Annotated in this window: 17 protein-coding genes; 10 read left to right on the top strand and 7 right to left on the bottom strand. The window is 52.9% G+C overall.

What is annotated here, in order from left to right; all coding sequences use genetic code 11:
• The first annotated feature begins 187 nt into the window (after window positions 1-187).
• Window positions 188-1066: a phosphatase PAP2 family protein gene (locus KTT_RS03120; RefSeq protein ID WP_126594600.1), complete on the top strand. Its 879-nt coding sequence runs from the start codon at window positions 188-190 to the stop codon at window positions 1064-1066.
• 288 nt (window positions 1067-1354) lie between these two features.
• On the opposite strand, the gene KTT_RS03115 is transcribed toward KTT_RS03120, so the two are convergent.
• Window positions 1355-1732 carry a tetratricopeptide repeat protein gene (locus KTT_RS03115; protein ID WP_126594599.1) on the bottom strand — a complete coding sequence of 126 codons (378 nt, stop codon included), beginning with the start codon at window positions 1730-1732 and terminating at the stop codon, window positions 1355-1357.
• Between the two features lie 12 nt (window positions 1733-1744).
• Entirely contained in the window at window positions 1745-2386 is a 642-nt protein-coding gene (locus KTT_RS03110; RefSeq protein ID WP_126594598.1) for a nucleotidyltransferase family protein, read from the bottom strand.
• A gap of 292 nt (window positions 2387-2678) precedes the next feature.
• Between KTT_RS03110 and larE the strand changes: the two genes are divergently transcribed.
• From larE to KTT_RS03095, 3 genes are all read left to right on the top strand, one after another.
• A complete protein-coding gene (gene larE, locus KTT_RS03105) occupies window positions 2679-3563 on the top strand; it encodes an ATP-dependent sacrificial sulfur transferase LarE (protein WP_126594597.1) in 885 nt (294 codons plus the stop codon).
• Between the two features lie 172 nt (window positions 3564-3735).
• Window positions 3736-4890: a cysteine desulfurase NifS gene (gene nifS / locus KTT_RS03100; RefSeq protein WP_126594596.1), complete on the top strand. Its 1155-nt coding sequence runs from the start codon at window positions 3736-3738 to the stop codon at window positions 4888-4890.
• A gap of 457 nt (window positions 4891-5347) precedes the next feature.
• Window positions 5348-6520: an aminotransferase class I/II-fold pyridoxal phosphate-dependent enzyme gene (locus KTT_RS03095; RefSeq protein ID WP_126594595.1), complete on the top strand. Its 1173-nt coding sequence runs from the start codon at window positions 5348-5350 to the stop codon at window positions 6518-6520.
• Between the two features lie 68 nt (window positions 6521-6588).
• Here the strand turns inward: KTT_RS03095 and KTT_RS03090 are convergent, their stop codons facing one another.
• A complete protein-coding gene (locus KTT_RS03090) occupies window positions 6589-7224 on the bottom strand; it encodes a mycothiol-dependent nitroreductase Rv2466c family protein (protein WP_160145605.1) in 636 nt (211 codons plus the stop codon).
• A gap of 385 nt (window positions 7225-7609) precedes the next feature.
• Between KTT_RS03090 and KTT_RS03085 the strand changes: the two genes are divergently transcribed.
• A complete protein-coding gene (locus KTT_RS03085) occupies window positions 7610-8263 on the top strand; it encodes a ThuA domain-containing protein (protein ID WP_235845584.1) in 654 nt (217 codons plus the stop codon).
• Window positions 8264-8408: 145 nt separating this feature from the next.
• On the opposite strand, the gene KTT_RS03080 is transcribed toward KTT_RS03085, so the two are convergent.
• Window positions 8409-11864 (bottom strand): ribonucleotide reductase barrel domain-containing protein, encoded by a 3456-nt coding sequence (locus KTT_RS03080; protein ID WP_126594593.1) that lies wholly within the window; start codon window positions 11862-11864, stop codon window positions 8409-8411.
• Window positions 11865-12162: 298 nt separating this feature from the next.
• Here KTT_RS03080 and KTT_RS03075 point away from each other — a divergent pair, with 298 nt between their 5' ends.
• The 3 genes from KTT_RS03075 (at window position 12163) to KTT_RS03065 (ending at window position 15347) form a co-directional block, all read left to right on the top strand.
• Complete coding sequence (locus KTT_RS03075) at window positions 12163-13401, top strand: competence/damage-inducible protein A (protein ID WP_160145604.1); 1239 nt, start codon at window positions 12163-12165, stop codon at window positions 13399-13401.
• Between the two features lie 182 nt (window positions 13402-13583).
• Window positions 13584-14915, top strand: coding sequence for an Nramp family divalent metal transporter (locus KTT_RS03070; protein WP_126594591.1), 1332 nt, complete (start codon window positions 13584-13586; stop codon window positions 14913-14915).
• Between the two features lie 81 nt (window positions 14916-14996).
• The gene (locus tag KTT_RS03065) at window positions 14997-15347 is read left to right on the top strand and encodes a hypothetical protein (protein ID WP_126594590.1); all 351 of its coding nucleotides are present in this window, start codon (window positions 14997-14999) and stop codon (window positions 15345-15347) included.
• Between the two features lie 203 nt (window positions 15348-15550).
• Here KTT_RS03065 and KTT_RS03060 read toward each other — a convergent pair whose 3' ends face one another.
• Together KTT_RS03060 and KTT_RS03055 are read right to left on the bottom strand one after the other, a co-directional pair.
• On the bottom strand, window positions 15551-16027 hold the full coding sequence (locus KTT_RS03060; RefSeq protein ID WP_126594589.1) for a nucleotide triphosphate diphosphatase NUDT15: 477 nt from the start codon (window positions 16025-16027) through the stop codon (window positions 15551-15553).
• Between the two features lie 304 nt (window positions 16028-16331).
• Window positions 16332-17096 carry an SDR family NAD(P)-dependent oxidoreductase gene (locus KTT_RS03055; RefSeq protein ID WP_126594588.1) on the bottom strand — a complete coding sequence of 255 codons (765 nt, stop codon included), beginning with the start codon at window positions 17094-17096 and terminating at the stop codon, window positions 16332-16334.
• Between the two features lie 492 nt (window positions 17097-17588).
• On the opposite strand from KTT_RS03055, the gene KTT_RS03050 reads away from it, so the two are divergent.
• Both KTT_RS03050 and KTT_RS03045 read left to right on the top strand, forming a co-directional pair.
• Window positions 17589-18914, top strand: a complete 1326-nt coding sequence (locus tag KTT_RS03050) for an alpha-L-fucosidase (protein WP_126594587.1) — start codon at window positions 17589-17591, stop codon at window positions 18912-18914.
• A gap of 189 nt (window positions 18915-19103) precedes the next feature.
• Complete coding sequence (locus KTT_RS03045) at window positions 19104-20207, top strand: site-2 protease family protein (protein WP_126594586.1); 1104 nt, start codon at window positions 19104-19106, stop codon at window positions 20205-20207.
• Between the two features lie 74 nt (window positions 20208-20281).
• Here KTT_RS03045 and KTT_RS03040 read toward each other — a convergent pair whose 3' ends face one another.
• Window positions 20282-21184 (bottom strand): NAD(P)-dependent oxidoreductase, encoded by a 903-nt coding sequence (locus KTT_RS03040; protein ID WP_126594585.1) that lies wholly within the window; start codon window positions 21182-21184, stop codon window positions 20282-20284.
• Between the last annotated feature and the right edge of the window lie 40 nt (window positions 21185-21224).

Raw genomic sequence — 21224 nt, 5'->3', positions numbered from 1 at the left:
TAAGCTGGTTGTGGCGTCTCAGGGGCGATTAGCCCCTGAGACGCCACAACCAGCTTATTCTCTTCCTTTTTGCCTAAAATGCCTAATAATCTTGCCATTCATCAACAAAATCACTACAATTTTTGTAAATATGCTGATATATGATAAACATTGATGCTTATGTGATTGATGATAGGAAATTTGACTGATGCAGAGACGTGTACCTTCTCAAAAAAAAGCTTCTGCGTTTCCATGGTTTATGGCGGCTATTGGTGCGGGGATCGTTTTTTTGATCTATACGGCTGTGTATGCCAGTGGTGTGTTGAGTCAATCGACGCTGGCAATTGAACATTGGCTGCTCTGGCGCCCTATCACGCGACTGGATTGTTCCTTCTATGAATGGCGTCACCTGGGGGAGGCCCAGGTTACCGCTGCCGTCCTGTTAATATTAGGTGTGTTATGTATGCTGGCCGGACATAAAAAGCGGGTACTGATCTATTTCTTGCTGCTTCTGGGTGTGAGTGTGGCGTTCGAACTTGGAGGAAAGATGGCGTTTGACCAGCCGATGCCCCGCACCCTGCGTTCGGGCATGACTGTATTGACCTGTCCACAGATGGATGGCCAACCTGCTTCGGTGCAGGTTGCCGCCGGATTGGGACTGCTGGGGCAGGTACCAGATCCTCCCCGCAAACAGGTAAGCTGGGCGCACGACGTAGCACAGATGCCGATTGGTTCGGTGATGGACGATAGTGAGAGCAGCTATCCAGGAGGGCATGCGACCCGCTGGTGCCTGGCAGGATTAATGCTGGCCTGGATCACGGCTCGCTATCTGCGACCGCGCTTTTTAGGGAAAATTCTGGCGTTTATCTTCACCATTGGTTCGTTTCTGGGTGGTTTTATGCAGTTTTATATCGGGGTGCATTTTATTACCGATACCATCGCTGGCTATCTACTCGGCATCACCCTTGCATGCTGCGGGATCGGCCTGCTGATTCTGACCGAAAAAGGGCGCGCCCCTCAGGTCACTCCCATATCTCCTGAACGCCATCCAGGCCGAGATGCGGCCATAGGCTTATCCCGCAGATAACAACTGCCCGTGCTTAGAAAAAATCAAAAAGCTGGAGTTGTGTGCCTGTGGCCTCTGCTCCGCCAGGCGGTAAAGCTGGGGCAAGCCCAGCACCTACACGCTACGCACCTACGGCGCTCAATTGTTTTGTGGAAGTTGGTACAACAGCTGGGATGGGTGCGGCTGCACCCATCCCAGCTGTTGTACCAACTTCCACAAAAAACAAAGGCGGCCGCGTATGCGGACGCCCGAGCGGGGGCGATCAACTCCCCCTGTAAGGGTGATACCACCAGCCGGGTGGCATCGCCCTTACAGGGCCTCCAGTCTTTTTTTGCGTTGCCTGGCCTCGCGGTAATCCGGTTCAATCTCCAGCGCCTTGTTTACCGCTGCTAGGGCCGCTTCTTTATGCCCGAGAATCCCTTCCACCCAGGCTTTACCATCCCAGGCCTCCACATGGCGTGGATTCAGCTGTATGGCCTGCTCGAAATCGGACAGCGCCTCCTCATAGTGGGCGAGCATGGCCTGGCAGGTGCCGCGGGCATACCAGGCGTCGGCGTTGCTGGCATCCAGCCTGACCGAGCGTTGGGCCGCTGTCAGCGCCTCCGCGTATCGGATCGAATTGGAAAGCTGCTGACTGTAGTCAAGCCAGAACAGGGCCTGTTTTTTCTGTGCTTCTGATATCTCCATTATCTTGTCCTTTTAGGTGATTTTCTGGTTCTGCCAGATGGTAAGCGCCATCTGATAGGCTTCCCAGGTATCAACATCATGCTGGGCCACAGCGTCGCTTAGCTCGACCTGCTCCACTTCATCGGCATGGCGAGCGATCACGCTGCGCCCCCCTTCATCTCCACTAACGGTGGCCAGTTCTGAAAATAAGCTGGCATCAAAGAGAACGGGATTGCCACGCTTTCCATGATAGCACGGAGCGATGATGCGTTTCCCGCTCTGCTGCCTGGCCGCGAGGAGGCGATCAATCAGTTGCGCGCTGACAAAAGGCTGATCGCCCAGCAGCACCAGGACTGCCAAGCAGTCAGGGTAGCGAGTAAGCGTCTGGATGCCTGTCCGCAGAGATGTGCTCATTCCAGAGCGATAATCGGGATTTTCCTGGACGTGTAATTTGTTATGGTTCATATACCTAGAGATCGCGGCGGAAACCTGGACAGATTGGTGTCCCAGCACAACAAGCACCGGGGTGGCTTGAGATTGCAGGGCCGCCTCAACCACATGGGAGAGCACCGGCCGCTCACCAAGCGGTAGGAGCAACTTGTGGTGGCCATGTGACATGCGGCTCGAACTGCCAGCCGCCAGGATTAAGGCGGCGACCGAATCTAATGTTGACATCAGGCACTCTTTTCTTTGGGTGATGGAATGTTTGACATAATGTTGGATGGCTGATTGTTTGTACACTTGTATTTTACGCACTCAAAGCTGGAAAGAAGAAGATTATTGATACATTTCTTCCGCTGCTTTGCAGGCAGATGAGTCTTCACGCGGTTTTTTGATGATATAATAACGGCTAGTCACCCTGACAATGACGTGGATGGCTATTTCTTGCAGAATTATGTGGCTGAAACCACCCTCTTCCAGACTGCAGTTACGTTGGCCGTAGACTGTATGCGTTCAGGAGTTTTAAATGGTAAATACCTCCCAGATACATGAAGACAAAAATGTTGTAGCGTTGGATGCCGAGACGCAAGCAAAATACGAGCACCTACAGGCGATTCTACGCGAGATGGGCTCGGTGCTGGTCGCCTATTCGGGTGGAGTAGATAGCGCGCTCCTGCTCAAAGTGGCCCATGATGTGCTTGGCGATCGGGCTATGGGGGCCATTGCCTCTTCGCCGGCCTATGCCTCTGAGGAAACGGAGGAGGCCATCACTGTTGCGCGTCAGCTGCAGTTGCCTTTGATCACGCTGGAGACCCATGAATTAGAAGATGAGCGCTACGTCAAAAACGATGTTAATCGCTGCTACTTCTGTAAGACCGAGCTCTTCACCAATCTAGAACCACTGGCTAAAGAGCACCAGCTGGCGCATATCGCCTATGGTGTCAATAAAGACGATGATGGTGATTTTCGACCGGGGCAGCGCGCGGCTCGTGAGTTTAAGGTGCGCGGACCATTGAAGGAAGCGGAGATGGGGAAGAAAGAAATCCGTGCCGTTGCTCGCCTGCTTGGCATGCCGGTCTGGGATAAACCAGCCATGGCTTGCTTTTCTTCTCGTATTCCCTACGGCAGCAAGGTAGATGTGGCATCGCTGCAGATGGTATATAAGGCGGAAAAGTTCTTGCATGAACTGGGTTTCCATCAACTGCGTGTGCGCCATCACGATAAGATTGCCCGCATCGAGGTAGAGCGCTCAGAGATTCCTCTGTTGGTGGAACCTGAAATGAGCCTCAAGGTCACCGATGGCCTGCGCAAAATTGGGTACACCTATGTAACGATGGATCTACTGGGTTATCGTACTGGCAGCATGAACGAGACATTCTTTAAAAAGAAAAAGAAGCCGGCCGACGCCTGATCACTACAGATGCAGGATGGGCATGGCTGTATCAGATGACGCGTTTCCAGCGCGCCAGCCGGCCTGCTCAGTACCCTCTGTGATATAATTTATGTGTTGAATAAGAACACAAATACTCGTTAAATGATAGAAGCATATCTTGCTAACAGCTGGATAACAGGAAAAAGATACCATGTCAGAGCGCATTATCTATCTCGATCACGCAGCTACAACCGCGCTAGATCCACGTATCCTTGATGCTATGTTGCCCTACTTTACCACTGAGTATGGCAACGCCAGCAGTATCTATACGCTTGGACGTCACGCCATGCAGGCGATCGACCACTCGCGTGAGCAGGTAGCCGAGCTTTTGCATGCTCGCCCCTCTGAAATTGCCTTTGTAGGCTGTGGCACGGAAAGTGATAATCTTGCTATTAAAGGGATGGCATTTGCTGCGCAGCAAAAGAAGGGTAAGCATATTATCACCACGCCGATCGAACACCACGCGGTGCTGCACACCTGCCAGTATCTGGAACGCTTTGGCTTTACCATCACCTATCTGCCTGTGGACGAGTATGGTATGGTCAATCCGGATGATGTTGAGCGCTCGATTACCGATCAGACATGTCTTGTTTCTGTTATGTATGCCAACAATGAAGTAGGGACCATCGAGCCCATCGCTGAAATCGGCCGTATCTGCCGCGCCCGTAAGGTTCCTTTCCATGTAGATGCCGTGCAGGCGGGTGGCGCCTTGCCGATTGATGTTCAGGAGCTCAAGGCGGACATGTTATCCCTGTCGGCGCACAAGTTTTATGGTCCCAAGGGCGTCGGTATCCTGTATACACGCCAGGGCATGCGCATTCTTCCGCAGATGCAGGGTGGCTCGCAGGAACGAGGACGGCGCGCTGGCACAGAAAATGTAGCGGGCATTGTGGGGGCTGCGACGGCCCTGGAACTGGCGTACGCCGAACTACCCCAGGTAACGCCCCGCATCCAGGCTCTACGCGATCGCCTGATCGAGGGCATCCTGCGAATCCCTCGTAGCCGGCTCACTGGACATCCCACCCGGCGTCTGCCTAATAATGCCAGTTTTGCCTTTGAAGGCGTTGAAGGCGAATCCATCCTTTTAAATCTAGACTTGTTAGGAGTAGCTGCCTCAACAGGCTCGGCCTGTACCTCGGGTTCCGTTGATCCCTCGCACGTCCTGGTGGCCATGGGTCTTCCTCCCGAATGGTCCCACGGTAGTCTGCGCCTGACGCTGGGCAAGCGCAACACCGAAGAAGAGATTGAGACTGTTATTGATGCCCTGCCTGGCATCATCGAGCGCTTGCGCGGGCTCGGCATCTAATTCATATCAAGCTAGAGGATTCGTGCCCGCGGCCCTTGATCCGCCAGAGGGTAAAAGCTGGGGCAAGCCCAGCGCCTACACGCTACGCACCTACGGTGCTCAAACAATTTTATTTATTGGGGCGATAGTGCTAAAGAGGTGCGTTCAGCGCACCTCTTTAGCACTATCGCCCCAATAAATAAAATTAATACGGCCGCGTATGCGGACGCCCGAAAGAGGGACGCCCATGCTCGCCATAAAAGAGAATGCAATGAGGTGACCCCCTGACGAGGAGGGTCACCTCATTATTGTGTCATTCACAGAGTTTATGTTACCATGAGAAGAGGAATGTTGAGGGTAGCGGTGGATGGGCATGTATGTAGTTTACTGTCATTGCATGATCCCCTACCAGAAGTTGTATGGTTGTTGATTGGATGTTTTAACGTTCTAACTCGAAAGAAGGGGTAACATATTAACAATGGATACGCTCAAGCGAGAAATTATATCTCAGCGGGTACGTCAGGTAAAGCCATCGGGCATCCGTAAATTTTTTGATATCATCAACACCATGCCCAATGTGATCTCGTTAGGTGTTGGCGAGCCAGATTTTGTGACACCTGAGCATATTCGCCAGGCCGGCATCGAGTCTATACAGCAAGGGCGTACACGCTATACATCGAATTCCGGGACCGTCGAACTGCGTGAAGAGATCGCCAGCACGGTGCAGCGGCACTATGGCTTGACCTACGATCCTATTTCTCAGATCCTGGTGACCGTTGGCGTGAGTGAAGGCGTTGACCTGGTTATGCGCACCATCCTTGATCCAGGTGATGAGGTTATCTCACCTGATCCAGGCTATGTTGCTTACGAGGCTGATATCATCTTTGCCGGTGGCGTGCCCGTTCCTGTGCCTACGTACGCGCAGTATAACTTCGGGGTACGCGCCGCCGAGATCGAGGCCGCCATTACGCCGCGCACCAAAATGATCCTGCTGGGAAACCCGAATAATCCGACCGGGGCGGTTATTCCACGGGAAGAACTGGAAGGGATCGCCAGACTGGCGGTAGAGCACGATCTGATTGTCGCCAGTGATGAGGTCTATAGCCGCCTGGTGTATGGCACTGAATATGTCAGTATCGCCAATATGCCGCAGATGCAAGAGCGTACCGTTATCCTGAATGGCTTTTCCAAGGCTTATGCTATGACTGGCTGGCGAGTGGGATATGTGCTGGCGCCAGCGGAGATCCTGAGCGCGATGCTCAAGGTGCACCAATATACGATTATGTGCGCGGGTACGGCCGCACAGGAAGCGGCTCTACAGGCTCTGCGCCATGGAGAGCCCGACGTACAGCGCATGTATGCCGACTATGCGCGCCGCGGCCGTATGTTTGTTGATGGTTTAAATCGCATTGGACTGCCAGCCTGTGAGCCGCGAGGCGCCTTCTATGCCTTCCCCTATATCGGTAATACGGGAATGAATGATGAAGAGTTCGCGGAAAAACTGCTCTTTGAAGAAGAGGTAGCCGTGGTGCCCGGGAGCTCGTTTGGAGCGGCCGGTCAGAATTATGTGCGCGCGACCTATTGCACAGCCTACGAGAAACTAGAAGAGGCTCTGGTGCGTATTGAGCGCTTCGTTAAAAAACATGCCTGATTCGCAGGTGTGTCTCCCCTTGTGGGCGCATAAAAGCGCCCGCGAGGGGCGTACCTACGGGCAACGGTTCAGGCCGATACGGGTCCAAAGGGAGGTGCGCCGGCGCGATCGCGCTTCAACTCATAGATATTGTCGTTGTGCAGGAACCAGATGAAATGATCCCAAAGCGCGGCCGCATCCTCGCCCTTCGGTACACTGTGGATCACCGGACCATAGTAGCCGACGTTCGAATCCTCAAGCGCAATGGTTGGTACACCGAAGGCATGATATCTGTTGACCGCCTCTTCATGGTCCTGGATGACGTCCTGAATGGTTGAATCATCGGTTAGGGCCTGCTCTACGAAATCTTTCCCCAATCCCGCAGCTTCGGCCGCCGCCTCAACCACCGCGCGCGTCCGAATATCCTCTTTGCGCCCATGGGCGGCGTTCCCCAGTTCGATATAGAGCTTCTCAATGCTCTCATTGCCATGCAGACGGCGCGCTAATGCCAGGGTACGTAGCGCCGCCCAGCCGTTACCATTGACGTAATCAGGCTGCGCATCTGGTTTTCGATTAACGATCTCCAGGCTAAAGAGGCGCCAGGTAATGTGAAGTGGGCGTATCTGACGTGTTTCGCGTGCCCATAGCGCGGTACGCCAGGCCAGAGGGCAGAGCGGATCAAAGTGGAAGTTGATGTTGGTTACACTTGCCTCTTTTGTACTCATCAGAGAAAACCTTCTTTCATTCATGTGATTGTCCTGCTTCCTTTACTTCATAAAGTGAAGCGAGCTTCTATAGCATACGTTCACCATGTGAATTATGTCAAGAAACCTGGCCTGCTTGCTCTGCTGTTCTTTAACGACGTGCGGAAGCGGGCTGGATGCCAGAAAAAATGCATATATGGTAGACTGGTAGGAAGAATATGTTGTCTGGTTAGATAGCTCCGGAGGGGGAATGTCTAAGCAATTTGGCCTTATAGGCAGCGTGGGGGCGTGCTTGCTGCTGTTTGGTGGACTTATTCTCTTTGGAATGTATCGTTTATCATCTGAAAGCAATAGTGGACCAGCACCAAAAAGTACAGCGGCAGCAATAAGCAAGGGAGGCTCTCCAATGTTATTAATTTTTTCGAAGACGGCTGGTTATAGGCATGCATCGATTGAAAATGGTATCGTTGCTATCCGACGGCTTGCCGCGGAGCATCACGTTGGTGTAGAGGCATCTGAAGATGCCGCTGTCTTTACTAATGAAAACCTTGCCCGTTACCGGGCCGTTATCTTTTTAAATACGACAGGCAATATTCTAGATAATGACCAGAAGGCTGCTTTTCAACGCTATATACACGCGGGTGGTGGCTATGTGGGAGTGCATTCCGCCAGTGATACCGAGCACGATTGGGCCTGGTATGGCCAGCTAGTAGGAGCTTTTTTTAGTAACCATCCACACATTGCTCAGGCGATCGTGCATGTAGAGGATCCCCAGACAAGTTCAACCTCCATGCTACCTGCGCAGTGGGTGCGTACCGATGAATGGTATAACTTTCATGAGAATCCACGTGCTCATGTGCATGTCTTGCTGACAGTGGACGAGAAAACGTATCAGGGGGGTACGATGGGCACTGACCATCCAATTGCCTGGTACCATGATTTTGAAGGGGGGCGTTCCTGGTATACCGCCATGGGCCATACCCCTGACAGTTATTCCGAGCCATTGTTCCTGTCCCATCTCTGGGGAGGCATCAGCTATGCCGCCAATTTGAAGGAATAGGTTGATGTAGGCTTACGCAAAAGCTATGAAGTAATAGTTTAAGGCGCATGCCCCTTAAACTATATACTGAGGGCAGGCGCGTTGGCACCTGCCCCCAGTATGCGGGTCCATTTCCCACGCTTGTGGGAAATGGATCGCAACGTAATTAGCATTCGCTATGGCCGCAGCTATAGCACTTGCGGCAGCCTTCCTCATAGACCATGGTGTTGCAGCCACACTCAGGACACAGGTTACCGGTGAGCTTAAGCTGGCTCAGGTTCACATCGGATGAGTGTCCGTTTGCCGGTGCCAGGGGGGGCACAGCGGCGCTGGCTTTAACCTCGGTATGGGATTCAGCCGTGTTAATCGCTTCCTGCAAGGTATCCAGGTGCAGTTCGAGAGCACGGGCGACGGCGTCCGGCAGAGAGCGTACCTGCTGGGCACCAAAGCCGACCGAGCGGCTCCCACCGATGCCGCGCAACTGATTGGTGATCTCCTGCGCGCGATCGGTCTGCGAGAGCGGACTGAGCAGTTGCAGATTGATTGAGATCAAGCGACCCAGGGCTTCAGAGAGCGCCGCGATATCGCTACCAGCCTTACCAACGTTGACAAAGACCTCGAAGGGTCCGTGCTCATCGCTGTTGATGGTAATGTTGATCTTGCCCTCAGGCGCAACGACCTGGCGCGTATAGCCCTGTACAACGGCTGGTCGCTGCTTGATGCCCTGCTGAATCGAGGTCACCGGCTCAAACATCGGGGCTGGCGCCGTTTCAGGCGTTGCGGCAGACTGCCTGGCCTTCTGCTCATCCTCGACACGTGTTAGCACAGCATCGCGCGAACCATCGCGATAGTAGGTCACACCTTTGCAGCCCATCTCATAGGCCAGGCGGTAGAGCGTCTGCACCTGTTCAACCGTGTGGTTGTTCGGTGCATTTACCGTCTTACTGATGCTGGAGTCGGTGTAGCGCTGGATCATGCCCTGGACGCGAACGTGCTCTTCAGGAGTGAGGTCCTTCGAAGAGACAAAGTAGTCTGGCGTTGGCTCGTTGGGATGCGCGTCGCGCCATGCCTGCAGCAATGGATGGTACATGATGTGCTCGCCGGTACGGTCGCGGCGGATCATCGCGAAGTCATAGACGGGCTCGATGCCGGAACTGACGCCGGCCAGCAGACTGGTGGTACCAGTCGGTGCCTGGGTCAGGATAACGGCGTTGCGAGTACCCTGCTTGCGAATCTTCTCCTGCAGATTCTTCGGCAGGCGCTTGATGAACTTGCCCTGTATATATTTGTCACGATCGAATTTGGGGAAGGCCCCTTTCTCAGCGGCATTATCCGCTGAAGCCTCGTATGCGGCGTTGCGAATGGTGGTATAGATGCGCTCGATGATCGGGATCGACTGCTCACTGCCATAGGCCACTTCCATCTTGATCAGCGCATCGGCCAGGCCCATTGTTCCCAGACCGGTACGGCGTGTGCCCAGCTGGGCCTCCGCGTTCTCTTTGATGAAGTACTCGGTTGAATCGATCACATTATCCAGGAAGCGCATGGCGATCTTACTGATGTGGGCCAGCCGCTCATAATCCATTGTCCCATCTTTTACGAAGGCCGACAGGTTGATGGCGCCCAGGTTACAAACGCCGAATGGCGGTAAACCCTGCTCTCCACAATTATGGACCACGAGTCCATTGGCTATGAAGCGATGATCCTGTGGCTCGGTAAGATCATAAACGGTCTCCTCACCATCTGCGAGCAGGCTTTCAAACGTAGCCACGAACTCTTCTTTGTAGGGTCCGCGCTGATATGCTGCGATGAGATCTTCAAGCTTCGTTTGCTTTTCCTGGATTAAGAAACCAATCTGACGGGCGAAGGCCACAAAGCTTCCCTTTGAAATGACCAGATCATGGTACGTCTGGCAGTTATATGGGGCCGAACCACCTTTTCCATCTGGCAGATTCCGCTCGCCAGCTTCTCGGCGCTCTGTATAGATGCGCGAGTAGATGCCAAAGTTGAGGAGCAGTTGTTGCACACCTTCCAGCAGATGCTGGTCTATTGATGTCAGGCGGATTGACGCGCCTTTTTCAATGCTGCCCTGAACGGAACCATCAGCTGTAAAGAGAGCGGCCAGAAAGCCTTTCTGCATCTCGTGAGAGCCACGGAAGACCGATGGTGGCACCTGCAACTTATTGACCAGCAGTTCGGGATCGATCAGGCGTAAGAGCCGTACTGATTCGACGCGTGTCTCTTCGCGCCCCGCTACTTTCAATGTGCCCACCTGGTACTGACGCTGTCCCTCAGGGCTGCTCACCAGACGATTGACGGACTCGGCAAAGCGGGGCGCGATCGACTGCTCACTACCAAAGAAGGAGAGCACCGCGCTCCCTTCGCGCTTGGTATTGATATAGCCATCGCCGACCAACCAGCCCAGCACATAGCCTAGATCCTGGTTACCTGTAGTGCCAAAGTGTCCTTCACCGTTGAGCAGTTTGATCTTATCACCCGCGACCAGTTCACCAGCCTCTTTCCAACCGTTAACGGTTAGGACTTTGTGATCTTTGGTCAGGCGAATCGTATATCCTTCGCTTGTCTGTAAGCGATAGACGGGCTTTACCCCGGTTGGGAATACATGGCTGGCCTGTCGCAGAGCTACCCCATCTTCGTTGCTTGAAACCACTGTGATAGGTGTGCCAATTTCAGCTAATTCACTGGCCGGGAAGAGACCGTTATCGGTATAGATCAACGTGTCACCGGTGACGCAGGGATTAACGCAGCGGATGTTCTCGTAGTACCAGGTATTGGACTCTTTGTTGTAGCGGTCCATAAAGACGAGGCCGGGTTCAGCGGACTCCCAGGCGGAGGTGCAGATGAGATCCCACAGTTCGCGGGCGCGAATGGTCTTTTTGACCTCGCCCTGCCAGATCAGGTTCCAGTCGGCGTCATCTTTCACGGCCTGCATAAAGGCGTCAGAGATACAGACGGACAGGTTGGCGTGCTCGATCTTGCCCGCTGTACGCTTCACCGTAATGAACTCTTCGATGTCGGGATGCGTATCGTCGAGCATGAGCATTAACGCCCCTCGCCTCGATCCACCTTGTTGGATAACGTCACCTGTGGCAACCGAGTAAAGTTGGGCCCATGAACAGGGACCCGAAGCTGTCCCATTGACAGTTTTAATATAAGAGCCACGAGGACGAAGGGTTGAAAGATTAATACCCACACCACCACCACGCGCCATAATCTCTGTCATGACTTTGAGGTTATCAAGAATCCCTTGCCGGCTATCTTCAGGGCTAGGTATCACGTAGCAGTTATAGTATGTTACCTGGTGTCCGGTGCCGGCGCCAGCGAGGATACGGCCACCGGGCACAAACTGAAAATTGGTCAGGGCTTCGTTAAAAAGTTTTTCCCACTCGGCGCGCTTCTCATCGGTCTTTTCTACCTCGGCGATGCCGCGTGCTACCCGTTGCCACATCTGTTCCGGGTAAAATTCCAACGCCTTGCCATCTGGATCCTTTAGGGAATAGCGATCCATAAAGACTTTCTGGCGAATCCCTTCCAGCTGGGTCATCGTCGATTTGCCGTTATCACCACTATTTTCAACTGAGCGGGCTTCTTGCTCTAGCATCCTGAACTACTCCTCTTTTCATTTCTTTATTTTATTGTATGGAGTTAAGAAAGTATGCCTTGCTAATCTCTAGCAGGTGGATTTTTTGTGTTTTTTGTCTACCGCACTCAGTATACTCGTAAATCTTGCCAAAAACAACCCTCTAGACACAATATATTGATTTGAAAGTTATGAATAACACAATATGTTGATGCAAGACACAGTATGATATTATAAGACTACCCGTTACGGTTAGCAAGAGTTCACCGCCCGGGTACTATCGAAAAAGGCTATGCTTGCCTTGCAAGCAGGAGGTTGCATGCGCGCAGAAATTTTATCATGTGGCACTGAACTGTTATTAGGTCATATTACCGATACCAATGCTACCTATCTGGCTCAGAGCCTGGCGGCCCAGGGCATTGATCTGTATAATGTGTCGCAGGTGGGCGATAATCAAGGACGTGTTGTTGAGCTATTGCGCCAGGCCTGGCAGCGTGCCGACCTGATTATTATGACTGGCGGTCTGGGACCTACAGAAGACGACCTGACCCGCGAATCGATTAGCGAGCTGATGGGCGAAAAGATGACCGTTGATCCCCAGCTGGAGGCGCAGTTACGAGCCCGCTTCGCCCATATAGGAACCATGCCAGAGCGCAACCTCAAGCAGGCCACGCTCATCCCGTCGGCCGAGAGCATTCCCAATCCGGTTGGATCCGCGCCGGGCTGGTGGGTTGAAAAGGAGGGGCATATTCTGGTGGCGATGCCCGGTGTGCCGCGTGAAATGTACCGCATGTGGGAGGAAGAGATCGTTCCCCGCCTGGCTAAATATACCGGTGGCCTGATTTTTACACGTCTGCTGCGCGTCTATGGCCTGGGGGAATCCGCCGTTGAAGAGATTCTGACCCCCCTGCTGCCTTCAACCAATCCCACCATTGCCACCTACGCTAAAATTGACGCCGTCGACGTGCGCATCACCGCCAAAGCTGAACGGACCGAGGATGCGCTTCAGATGGTAGCGGTGATGGAGGAGAAGGCCCGCGATCTTCTGGGCGATCATGTCTTTGGCATCGAAGGGGATACCCTGGCCAGCGTTATTGGTAAAGCGCTACAGGCGCGCCAGCAAACCCTTGCTGTTATGGAATCGCTGACTGGTGGTATGTTAGCCAGCACCATCACCGATTTCCAGAGTAGTTCCAAACACTTTATCGGCGGCATCGTCACCTATAGTACCGACCTCAAGGTGCAGATGGGGGTACCGCAGGAGACCGTCGATCGCTATGGCGTGATCAGCGAAGAAACCGCCCGTGCCATGGCCCATGCTGTACGCGAACGGCTGGGAACGGACTTTGGCATCGGTGTCACGGGGGTAGCCGGCCCTGGCAAGCAGGATGATAAACCTGTTGGCACCGTTCATATCGCCATAGAAGGTCCAGAGGGGACCATCACAGGCATGGGACCCGGCTGGCGTGGTGGAAGGGCCGATAATAAACGCCATGCTGTTCTCACGGCTCTCAATCTATTACGGCGCTATCTGGAAGGGTCCATCACTCCGGAATAAAGTATCTTTTATAGGGGGCTCACCCGTGTAGTTTTAAGAAGCAAGCCTGATAGTATGCCTGATTTTCTACTTGTCTCTACAGGTTGAGCGTGTTATGATCAGGCCAAGAAATAACACGGACGAAAGGGCGGGTACGCGAGCATCTGAATGACGTTGATGCCATACCCCAGTGTGTGCACCCTATGGATACAACATGTCAGAAAGCACAGAAACCTCAAAAAGACCGCACCGAGCGCAAGTCGCGTGGGCGGTCTCGTTTTCGTCTCAATCGTTCATCTTCTGTGTTTAAGCTTTTTGCCATTCTCGGACCCGGTTTAATCGCCGCCAATGCGGGCAACGATGCTGGTGGTATCGCCACCTTTTCTACTTCGGGAGCAACCTATCAATATAATCTGCTGTGGGCCCTGGTGTTAGCCGGTTTCTGCCTGGCTATTGTGCAGGAGATGTGCGCCCGTATGGGGGTCATCACAGGTAAGGGACTGGCCGATCTCATCCGAGAAGAATTTGGGGTGCGCTGGACCGTAGTGGCCATGCTGGCCCTGCTGGTTGCCAATACCGGTGTTACTATTTCTGAGTTCCTGGGAATCGCCGCCAGCGTCCAGGTGTTCGCCAATGACGTACATACGCCATGGGTCTATCTTGTTGTGCCTGTGTGCGGCATTGCTCTCTGGTGGCTGGTCATCAAAGGTTCCTATCGCCGTGTAGAAAAGATTTTTTTATTTATGTCGCTGGGCTTTCTGGCATATATCCCGGCTGCTTTTGCGTCTCGCCCTAACTGGGGAGCGGTTACTCATAGTATCATCTTGCCCCACATTACTGGTAGCAATGCGTACATCCTGGCCGCGGTAGCCCTGGTTGGTACCACCATCAGTCCATACATGCAATTTTTTGTACAATCTTCGGTGGCCGACAAAGGTATTCCCGCCAGCGAATACCTTTACGAGAAACTCGATGTCTATAGTGGCACCATCTTCGCCGTGCTCATCGCTGGATTTGTAGTTATTACCACCGGGGCGGCCCTTTTCCCTAACCATCCAGTTCAAACTCCGCTGGATGCCGCCATGGCACTGGATAAACTGGCTGGTGGTTTCTCATCGATTCTTTTCGGTATCGGTCTCTTTGGTGCTTCTTTATTGGCGGCCGCAGTCTTGCCCTTGTCTACAGCCTATGGGATCTGCGAAGCCTTTGGTTTTGAGCGTGGAGTCTCCCGCAGCTTTAGCGAAGCTCCAGTCTTCCAGAGCATCTTTACCGGGCTCATTATTCTCAGCGTGCTGGTGACCTTGATTCCTGGCCTCCCCATCATCCAGGTATTGGTGATCCTGCAGAGCCTGAATGCCGCCATGGTGCCTATCTTGCTGATTTTTATTACTTTGCTGGTGAATAATCGTCGTCTGATGGGGCGCCACGTTAATGGGCTCGTCTTTAACATTATCTCCTGGGGAACGGTGGTTCTGGTCACTGTGCTGGTTGCTCTACTCCTGGTTACCACCATCTTCCCGAATATTATGGGATAGATTCGTTGGTTGCTATACTATAATAAACTGAATATGCCAGGAAGTTGCATTTGCCATGTGTCGTGTTATAAGGGAATCTATATGCCTGATATCGAGGCTGAAAAAATATATGATCAGTTAATGGCTCTTAATCGCGAAACCTTTGCCGGGGGACTCTTTGAGGCCTCTTACCATGCGCTGGTCTCCGCATTCTATGTCGCCAGTTCATTGCAGGCCGATAAGCTGTTGAGTTTGATTGCGCAGCGTGCTCAAGAACAGCTCTGGTGGTTTGATCACTATGCCGAGGATCATCCTTTTTCCTCTGCTTCAGCCACACGCAATGAACGCCAAAACCTGTATGATGCGCTGGTCGATCAAGCGCAGACACAGCGCAAAAAAGCTGAATGGGATCGCAAATATCGTAAGCCATCGGCGTCATCAGAAGAGATGTAGGTATCACTACATCTCTTCTTTTTTGCTTTTCACACCTCAGGATTTTCTGACTCATCCATACGCACCGGATTGTCAACCTGGTTCAGGCGATTCCAGAGAACGTAGCATGACGGAAGTCAGGCCCATTCAAAAAAAGAAAGAGCGAATCCTGCCTATGAGCTGGAAGATTCGCTCGCTGAATATCGCGGTTTCTCTTTGAGCTACTATGCTTCGGACCTTAATGGAGGAGTTTCGATCGCCGAGCCAATCTTGTCCTGTGTGGTCTGGGAAGGATATGTTTTCCCTTCCATCAGATGCCGGACTGGTAAGAACAGCGGCTCGGGTAGCCCATCCCAGGTAAACCAGCGTACTCCGGACTCTTCTTCAGGAGCTTTGACACGGGGCTCTCCGGAGGCATAGTGCGCTTCAAACCAGAGTGTAATATAATGTTTTTGTTCATCTTGAAAGACATCGTTGGTGATACAGCGAAACTTTACATCTTTGATTTGCAGCCCCGTCTCTTCCTGAGTCTCACGCAGTACCGCCTCTTCCGGGCTCTCTCCAAAATCGATATGTCCGCTTGGTGGTCCCCACGTGCCCGCGCCATGGGTGTTAACGCGTTTCTCCAGCAGAATACGATCTCCGTTTTTAATCAGAACAGAAACTCCAACGTTTGCTGATGGTGCATGACCTTCTGGCATTTTTAAATTCCTCCTTCCACTTTTACTTATCACGCTTATCTTTGCCATATAGATCCAAAGCATGGTGCCTATACTGGACCTGGTAGAAATATGCTGACTTAGAATGGACCCGACGCTCCCGATCATCGCTTGCGGCTTGCATGAGCTTTTGCATCTGCGGTGCTAGCATGTCTGTTTTGAGTTGAGTGCATCGGGTGCGCATCCGCGCACCCGATGCACTCAACTCAAAAAACAGCGCGGCCGCGCAGCGGACGCGCGTGCGGGGGTGCTACGTGCCCTCAGGGTGATGAGAGTAAGACCCATCTTAGAAGTAGTTTGATGAGATCCCGCCATCGATCGTCATCCAGGTGCCTGTTGTCCAGGAGGATTCATCAGAGGCCAGATAGAGGGCGAAGTAGATGATATCGTTGATCATGCCAAAGCGCCCGAGGGGGATACGCGATAGACGGCGGTTGCGCTCTTCATCGCTGGCCCAGAGATGATCAAGCAAGCCGGTATTGATGGGTCCCGGACAGATGGCATTGCAACGAATACCCACCGGACCATATTGGACGGCGAGCGATTTTGTCAGGGCGAGCAATCCTCCTTTGGAGACGCCATAAGCTTCCTGCGGTACGGTCGATCCCATGAAGACAACGAATGAAGAGATGTTGATGATCGAGCCGCGCCGCTGCTGCACCATATATGGCAGGGTATATTTGCAGCACAGAAACGTGCTTTTCAAGTTGACGTCCATAATCTGTTGCCACGTCTCTTCGCTGGTTTCAATCACGCTGGTGTCGGCGGCCGGCATGATACCCGCGTTATTATACAGAATGTCGATCGAGCCAAAGCGTTTAATGCCGGCCTCTACCAGCGCCTCTACATCTGTCGCCTGGGACACGTTGGCCGGTACAAAGATGGCATTGCCGCCGGCCGCCTGAATACTTCGCGCCACCTCTGCGCCCTCCTGCTCAGCAATATCGGTAAGGATAACACTGGCCCCTTCACGAGAAAATAACTCGGCAGCCGCCCTTCCCATGCCTCTAGCTGAACCTGTAATTAAAGCGACTTTATTCTGTAAGCGCATAGTTACGAATCCTCCCACTAAAGAGATAAGTTTTGATTCCTTAGGTTTCCGTATTCCTATACTACAGCTTAGCATATGGCGGATCTTTTTAGGCAAATCAGGCAAACATGGTATGATTCTGAAATAGATCATACTAATTATGTAGGAATTGTGAGAGAGAGACTGATTAAAGAAGCATAGCATTGTCGTTAGCTTGACATTGGTGCATTTGACATGTTATATGTTACACATGTAACGAAGTTGTACGCGTACAATACTGTCAGAGTGGACGATGATATAGTATTTTGCTTGGCTTCTATATAGCATAATAGGCATGGTTCATTGCTTGAATCGATGTGGTATTAATGCTATTTATTTCGCACCTTATCCTCTTCATCGCCCGCAATACTGGCCAGATACAATCGATATTTACCCCTATATTTCCACGGGAATGGGTAACTAAAGGTTTGTACAGCAATCGAAAGATCAATTATTTCGGAAGTGGAGCGTTTTATGAGCGATAACCAGACGGATATTGAATTTCCAGTAGTGCCAGAGCGTGCGCAGTGGTTTGTCCACGATCGTTTCGGGATGTTTATTCACTGGGGCATCTACTCGGCCATCGCCCGTTATGGTCGAGGTGGTTTGGCCGAGTGGTCGAAGAGCCTGGATCAGATCAGTGAAGAGCACTATCAGCAGTATTTCGACACATTTGAGCCCGACCTCTACGATCCTCGTGAATGGGCCCGGATGGCGAAGGCGGCCGGTATGAAGTACGCGGTGATTACCACCAAGCATCATGATGGTTTCTGCCTCTGGGATACGCAGTTGACGGACTATAAGGCTCCCAACACGCCTGCCGGACGGGACCTGATCCGCCCCTGGGTCGAGGCATTTCGTGCCGAAGGGCTACGGGTCGGTTTTTACTATTCGCTGATCGATTGGCATCATCCCCACTTTCCGGTTGATGGCCTGCATCCCAGGCGAGAAGATACGGCCCTGCGCGAAGAAAAACGCGATATGGCGATCTATCGCGAATACCTAAGCGGACAGGTGCGGGAGTTGCTAACGAACTATGGCCCGATCGACGTGCTCTGGTTCGATTTCTCCTATCCCGGTATGGATTGGGGTTGGGCGCGTGGAAAAGGGCATGAGGACTGGCAATCAGAGCAGATTGTCGAGCTGGTGCGCGAACTGATGCCCGATGTGCTCCTCAACAATCGCCTCGACCTGCCGGAGGCGGCCGACTTTATTACGCCGGAGCAGGTCCAGCCACGCAGCTGGTTGACTGTAAATGGTAAACGTGTGACCTGGGAAGCCTGTCAGACCCTCAATGGAAGCTGGGGTTATGATCGCGATAATACCAACTGGAAATCGCCAGATCTTCTGATCCGCATGCTGATCGAATCGGTCTCCAATGGCGGCAATATGCTGCTGAATGTAGGTCCAACCGCGCGTGGCGAGATAGATGTGCACGCGCGCGCCATCCTGCAAGAGGTTGGAGAATGGATGAAGCATCACGGCAAGGCGATCTATGGGACAACCGCCAGCCGCTTTACTCCTCCACCAGACAGCCGTTACACGCAGCGCGGAGATCGTCTCTACCTGCATCTCTTCTCCTGGCCGATGGGGCACATCTTTTTGCCCGGCCTGGCCAACAAGGTCAAATACGCCCGCTTTATGAACGATAACTCCGCACTCCATTTTGAAAGTGGCGTCCGAGCGGGCAGCCACACCACACCTACAGACCTGGCCGAGGACGTACTCACCCTGGAACTACCAGCGCAGCGTCCAGACGTTATCCTGCCTGTTGTCGAGCTTATACTTCAAGATGCCTGAGCACTGCAAAAAGAGAAGTCTTAAAGCATGTTGCTGTTGCTACGTTAGCAACAGCAACATGCTTTAACGATTTTTACGGGCAAGAATAGGACCATCCGGGAATAGAACAGGCGAGTTCGCTGTTTACAATAATATATGGTAAACTTATGCACAACACCATGTTTTGATACCCAGAAATGAGGCATAATTGTGTATAACAGCAATCCCGAAGATTATTCTGCCTATCGTGATGGGAGTGCTCAAGAAATAGATTATGCTCACCCGGAGTACTATCATGCTCCCTCTGAGCGGCCGAGATCCTTTTCTGCTCAGCCGGCCCCGCAACCTGATCCGTATGCGGGTACGACACCCAATCCCTATGCCGATCCGTACGCCCAGTATCAGCAGCCGCAGGGGTATAATCCTTATAAGGACCAGCCTCCGTATCAACCGCGTTATGGCGAACCGACGCCAGAGTATCGCGGGCCACAGAGTGTGCAGGACTATACCGCGCAGCAGCAAGAGAAGGCTGGAACAGCTCAAGGAGGCGCGCGTAAAAAAGGCGCAGCCGGGCTGGGTGGCCTGCTGATCGCGCTTGGCGGTCTACTGCTCAAGTTTGGCTGGCTGTTGAAGTTTGGCCTGTTTGGTTTTTCGGCCCTGGCCTCCGTATTCGTCTATTCGCTGCTCTTTGGCTGGCCATTTGCCATCGGTCTGGTGGTGATGCTCTTTATCCATGAGATGGGGCACGCTCTTGTTATGCGCATCAAAGGAATCCCCATGGGCGGCATGATTTTTGTGCCGCTGTTGGGTGCGGCGGTGACGATGCGACAGATGCCGCAGAACGCCAAAGATGAAGCCGAGGTCGGTATCGCCGGCCCGATCGCGGGCGCGCTAGCCGCCAGCGCCTGTTTGCTTCTGGCTTACCAGCATCCTGGCAGCATCTGGGGACCACTGGCCTACTTTGGTTTCTTCTTGAATCTGTTCAACCTGATCCCTATTCTGCCCTTTGATGGTGGACGCGTGCTGGCCGCCATTGATCGCCGCATCTGGATTATTGGCTTTATCCTGTTGCTGGCGTACCAGATCTGGCAGTGGATGACCGGCAACTTCTATCCCTGGTTGCTACTGTTTGTCGTTATGGCCGCCATGCAGTTATGGTCGCGTGGTTTCGGACCACAGAGCGCGCAGACCAGAGCTTACTATGATGTACCGCTCAGCTCCCGCATCCTGATGGGACTGCTGTACTTTGGCCTGGTCGCGGTCCTTTTCTTAGGCATGACCATCTCCCATGGCTTGATACCTGGAATTCAATAATAGTCGATAACCAACGGAGCCGCCTTCAATGTGAAAGGCGGCTCCGTTGTATTGTTTATGCTGATCTGATGGTGTTATTTGATGCGTACCTCGACGCCTGCTTTCTCCTCAAGAATTTTGAGTAGGGAGGTATAATCATCTTTGCCATGGCCGGCGGCCTGAACCTGTTCATAGAACTGGCGCGCCAGAGCGGTCATCTCGGCCTCAGTCTTATTTTCGGCGGCCAGGTCGAGGGCCAGTCCCAGGTCTTTATGCAACAGGTCGGTCATAAAGCCTGGCTTGAAGCTGCCGTTGAACGCACGCAGAGGGAACTGATTGGCGAGTTGCCAGCTGGCCCCGGTACTGGTGCCAATGATCTTCGCCATCGTTGCCACATCGGCGCCGGCCTTGACACCCAGCACCAGGGCTTCGGCGGTGGCGGCTGTGATCGTCCCGACGAGCATATTGTTGATCAGCTTGACCACTTCACCTGAACCACTGGGTCCCACATAGGTAATATTCTCTTTTTTGCCCATGGCTTCCAGCACAGGCAGTGCACGATCGAAGGCCTCTTTGTCACCACCAACCATGATCGAGAGGGTCCCATTGATCGCACCCTGGGAGCCTCCGCTGACCGGGGCGTCTAGAAAGTGTACGCCCTGAGCGGAGGCTTTTTCAGACAGGGCGCGGGTGACAGAGGGAGCGATCGTGCTCATATCGATGATGATCAGACCCTTGCGCGCGCCCTCTAAAATACCGCCTGGGCCCGCCACCACCTCTTCAACCTGGGGAGAGTTGGAGACCATGGTGATGACAATCTCGGAAGCCATAGCGACGGCGCGTGGCGATGGAGCCTGTTTCGCACCTGCTTTCAGTACTTCCTGTACCTCTTCCTTCTCGGGATGGCGCGCGTAAATAGTGACATCATGGCCTACTTTGAGCAGATTGAGCGTCATTGGACGCCCCATGACTCCGATACCGATAAAACCTACCTGCATACCTGTCTGTCCTTTCGCTGTATAGGATGATCGCTTGATG

This window comes from Dictyobacter aurantiacus (assembly GCF_003967515.1).
Lineage (GTDB): Bacteria > Chloroflexota > Ktedonobacteria > Ktedonobacterales > Ktedonobacteraceae > Dictyobacter > Dictyobacter aurantiacus.
The sequence above is the reverse complement of the archived record's forward strand: the minus strand, read 5'-3'. Positions and strand labels throughout refer to the sequence as shown.

Excerpts from the sequence above, each read along its gene's own strand:
- KTT_RS03120 (WP_126594600.1), top strand. The coding sequence starts at position 188 with ATGCAGAGACGTGTACCTTCTCAAAAAAAAGCTTCTGCGTTTCCATGG.
- KTT_RS03115 (WP_126594599.1), bottom strand. The coding sequence starts at position 1,732 with ATGGAGATATCAGAAGCACAGAAAAAACAGGCCCTGTTCTGGCTTGAC.
- KTT_RS03110 (WP_126594598.1), bottom strand. The coding sequence starts at position 2,386 with ATGTCAACATTAGATTCGGTCGCCGCCTTAATCCTGGCGGCTGGCAGT.
- larE (WP_126594597.1), top strand. The coding sequence starts at position 2,679 with ATGGTAAATACCTCCCAGATACATGAAGACAAAAATGTTGTAGCGTTG.
- nifS (WP_126594596.1), top strand. The coding sequence starts at position 3,736 with ATGTCAGAGCGCATTATCTATCTCGATCACGCAGCTACAACCGCGCTA.
- KTT_RS03095 (WP_126594595.1), top strand. The coding sequence starts at position 5,348 with ATGGATACGCTCAAGCGAGAAATTATATCTCAGCGGGTACGTCAGGTA.
- KTT_RS03090 (WP_160145605.1), bottom strand. The coding sequence starts at position 7,224 with ATGAGTACAAAAGAGGCAAGTGTAACCAACATCAACTTCCACTTTGAT.
- KTT_RS03085 (WP_235845584.1), top strand. The coding sequence starts at position 7,610 with ATGTTATTAATTTTTTCGAAGACGGCTGGTTATAGGCATGCATCGATT.
- KTT_RS03080 (WP_126594593.1), bottom strand. The coding sequence starts at position 11,864 with ATGCTAGAGCAAGAAGCCCGCTCAGTTGAAAATAGTGGTGATAACGGC.
- KTT_RS03075 (WP_160145604.1), top strand. The coding sequence starts at position 12,163 with ATGCGCGCAGAAATTTTATCATGTGGCACTGAACTGTTATTAGGTCAT.
- KTT_RS03070 (WP_126594591.1), top strand. The coding sequence starts at position 13,584 with ATGGATACAACATGTCAGAAAGCACAGAAACCTCAAAAAGACCGCACC.
- KTT_RS03065 (WP_126594590.1), top strand. The coding sequence starts at position 14,997 with ATGCCTGATATCGAGGCTGAAAAAATATATGATCAGTTAATGGCTCTT.
- KTT_RS03060 (WP_126594589.1), bottom strand. The coding sequence starts at position 16,027 with ATGCCAGAAGGTCATGCACCATCAGCAAACGTTGGAGTTTCTGTTCTG.
- KTT_RS03055 (WP_126594588.1), bottom strand. The coding sequence starts at position 17,096 with ATGCGCTTACAGAATAAAGTCGCTTTAATTACAGGTTCAGCTAGAGGC.
- KTT_RS03050 (WP_126594587.1), top strand. The coding sequence starts at position 17,589 with ATGAGCGATAACCAGACGGATATTGAATTTCCAGTAGTGCCAGAGCGT.
- KTT_RS03040 (WP_126594585.1), bottom strand. The coding sequence starts at position 21,184 with ATGCAGGTAGGTTTTATCGGTATCGGAGTCATGGGGCGTCCAATGACG.